This is a genomic window from Pannonibacter sp. (assembly GCF_051860505.1).
Lineage (GTDB): Bacteria > Pseudomonadota > Alphaproteobacteria > Rhizobiales > Stappiaceae > Pannonibacter.
In genome coordinates this window covers 1-2769 of the sequence record NZ_JBHYDX010000049.1, presented here as the reverse complement: position 1 = coordinate 2769, position 2769 = coordinate 1, and the positions used below count along the sequence as shown (strand labels likewise).

General features: G+C 63.1%; 3 protein-coding genes. 2 read left to right on the top strand and 1 reads right to left on the bottom strand.

Features of this window, described 5'->3' with window-relative positions; genetic code table 11:
* Positions 1–171: 171 nt before the first annotated feature.
* Positions 172–1029, bottom strand: coding sequence for a cell envelope integrity EipB family protein (locus ACTIFE_RS20405; protein ID WP_439530982.1), 858 nt, complete (start codon positions 1027–1029; stop codon positions 172–174).
* 257 nt (positions 1030–1286) lie between these two features.
* Here ACTIFE_RS20405 and ACTIFE_RS20400 point away from each other — a divergent pair, with 257 nt between their 5' ends.
* Together ACTIFE_RS20400 and ACTIFE_RS20395 are read left to right on the top strand one after the other, a co-directional pair.
* Positions 1287–1751 carry a RidA family protein gene (locus ACTIFE_RS20400; RefSeq protein ID WP_439530981.1) on the top strand — a complete coding sequence of 155 codons (465 nt, stop codon included), beginning with the start codon at positions 1287–1289 and terminating at the stop codon, positions 1749–1751.
* A 108-nt stretch (positions 1752–1859) separates the two neighbouring features.
* Complete coding sequence (locus tag ACTIFE_RS20395) at positions 1860–2621, top strand: glycerophosphodiester phosphodiesterase family protein (protein WP_439530980.1); 762 nt, start codon at positions 1860–1862, stop codon at positions 2619–2621.
* Positions 2622–2769: the final 148 nt, after the last annotated feature.

Genomic DNA, 2769 nt, shown 5'->3' with positions numbered 1-2769 from the left:
CCAATCGAAACAACGCAGATGCAACTCCCAGGGCTCCAAACTTAAACCGGACAGCAGTGGCACAAGGCGGGGATGACGGCTGAGAGTGTGTTTCTTTTGTTGCGAAAGCTTGCGGACCGGAGCTGCCAAGGCGCGGAGAGAACGCGCTAGAGATGGCCTCAGCCCCCGTCCTCACTGACAGTCGGTCATTGGGTAGACCACGAGATCCTTCAGCTGGCCCTCGATCTTGAAATCGCCATAGTCAAGCACGAGGCGGCGGGTGACACCGTTCTCATAAAGCAGGAAACTGATCTGGTAGACCGGCGTCACCTCGCCGCCCTGGTCCAGCTTCGGATCGAAATAGGCAATGGTCACCGGCCAGCGTTCCGCCGCGCCAATCCGTTCAACGGCGACCGGATTGTCTTCGCCAGCGCTGTCAGCGCCGGACTGGGTCGCTCCAATAACAGCGGATGTGGCATAGACCTTGTCGCCGGTCTCCGCCCCGTCAAACACCTGGGCTTCGAAGAAGGACTGCCCCTTGGTGGCAGCCCCGATCATGGCCTTGAGATGCGAGATCGGGAAAAAGATGTCACCGTTGATGTCGACCTTCTTTTCCTCGGGCTTGACGAGACCGATCTTCAGCTTGTCCTTCGACCCTTGCGCGGTTCCACGCGTTTCCTCGCTGAGGTCCTGGTCGATATAGGTTTGGGACAGGAACTGGTAGCGGCCGGACTGCGGTTCCTCGAAGGACGACGTGCGCAGATCTGTTACCTGCGCCAGACCGCTTTCGTCCTCGAAGCGGCTGACAAAGCGGAACGTCACACTGTAGCCATCGCAGGAATTGCCGGAGAATTCATAAACCATGCGCCCGCTGAGCGCGGCGATGCCCGTGCCGTCTGCAGCCTCACCAAGCTTCATGTCATAGATCGCCCGATGCGGCACCAGTGGCACGCCGGCGGCCTCTGCAGCAAGCGCCCCAAAAGCGGCAAAGCCCATGCCAAGAACTGCGGCGACGGACAGCGCACGGAACGACGCTGCAAATGCGGACATGGACAGGCTCCCAGGATCAGGCCAGATACGCGGCCACCAATCTGTCTTCCCTAGCACATTCCCGGGCCGACGTGGCAAGTCCGATGGCAATTCCCCCAGCCGGCGAAGCACCCTGCGGCCCAGTTGCAGAATTGGCATGGCAAGAGGCGGGGCGGCAGCGGTTTTGGCCTTGCCCACCTTCCGGATTCCGGGCATCAAGACCTCGGTTCCCGCCCCCGGTTGCCCTTCGGGCTCCAGCCTTTGAACAGGATGATCTCATGTCTGAAACGATTGAAGCGCGCCTCGCCGCCCTCGGTGTCTCCCTGCCGACCCCGGCAGCGCCCCAGGCCAATTATGTTCCGGTCGTGCGCACCGGCAACCTGCTGTTCGTCTCCGGCCAGATCCCGATCGGCCCGAACGGCATCGAGTTCGTCGGCAAGATTGGTGCCGAGTTCAGCGTCGAGCAAGGCCGCGCCTGCGCCCGCCTGTGCGGCATCAACATCATCGCACAGGCCAAGGCTGCGATCGGTGACCTGGAAAAGGTCGTGCGCATCGTCAAGCTCGTCGGCATGGTCAACTCCACCCCGGACTTCACTGACCAGCCGAAGGTGATCAACGGCTGCTCCGACTTCCTCGTCGACGTGTTCGGCGACAAGGGCCGTCACGCGCGTTCGGCCGTCTCCGTTGCCTCGCTGCCTTTCGGCGTGGCCGTCGAGATCGAAGCGGTCATCGAAGTCGCCTGATGGACCAAAGGGGCGGTGGCCGGTGCCGCTGCCCCGCTTCTCGCGCGCCATCCTTTCCGTGCGCCACTCCGCGCGCACCCTCCCCTGCCGCCCCACCGGATCCCCGTCATGACCGACACGTCCTGGATTGTCGCCCGCCCGATCGCCCATCGCGGCTTCCACACCGCCGCCGCCGGCATCATTGAAAACAGCCCTACTGCCATCGCAGAGGCCATCTCCCGCAACTACGCCATCGAGGTGGACCTGCAGGAAACCGCCGACGGTCGCGCCATCGTCTTCCATGATGACGACCTGGACCGGCTGGCCGATGCCAGCGGCCCGGTGATTGCCCGTCCGGCCGAGGAACTGGTGGCAATCCGCATGAAGTCCGGCACGGACCGGTTGTGGCTGTTCGAGGAATTGCTGGAGCAGGTCGCCGGCCGCGTCACGCTGGTGGTCGAAGTCAAGTCGCTGAACAAGGCCGATGCCCAGGCCGCCTTTGTGCGCCGCATCTGCGACATCGTGCGCAGCTACAAGGGCCCGCTGGTGCTGAAGTCGTTTGACCCGGACATGTTGTCGGTGATGCGCGCCCATGCACCGGAAATCCCGCGCGGCATCGTGGCCGACCGCACGCCAAACCAGGGCGAATACCGCCAGCTGACACGCATGGACCGGTTCATCATGCGCCACCTGCTGCATGTCCCGCGCACCCGGCCGCATTTCATTTCCTACCATTACAAGGACCTGCCAATGGCGGGCCCGAGCCTGCTGCGCAAGGTCTTCGGCCTGCCGATCATGGCCTGGACACTGCGCAATCCGGCCGACACGGCGCAGGCGCTGGCCCATGCCGACCAGATCATCTTCGAGGGCTTCGAGGCAGATCAGGCCTGAGGCGAGGAGCCGACGACACAGTTGCCGCGCTGTCCTGGGTGCGGGTCCAGAGCATCGAACACTCTCTCCGCGCTGTCCCGGCCTTGAGCCCATACGCGCTAACTTATTTATTGCTTGCGGATTTGTCTTGTGATTCAGAGGCTTCATG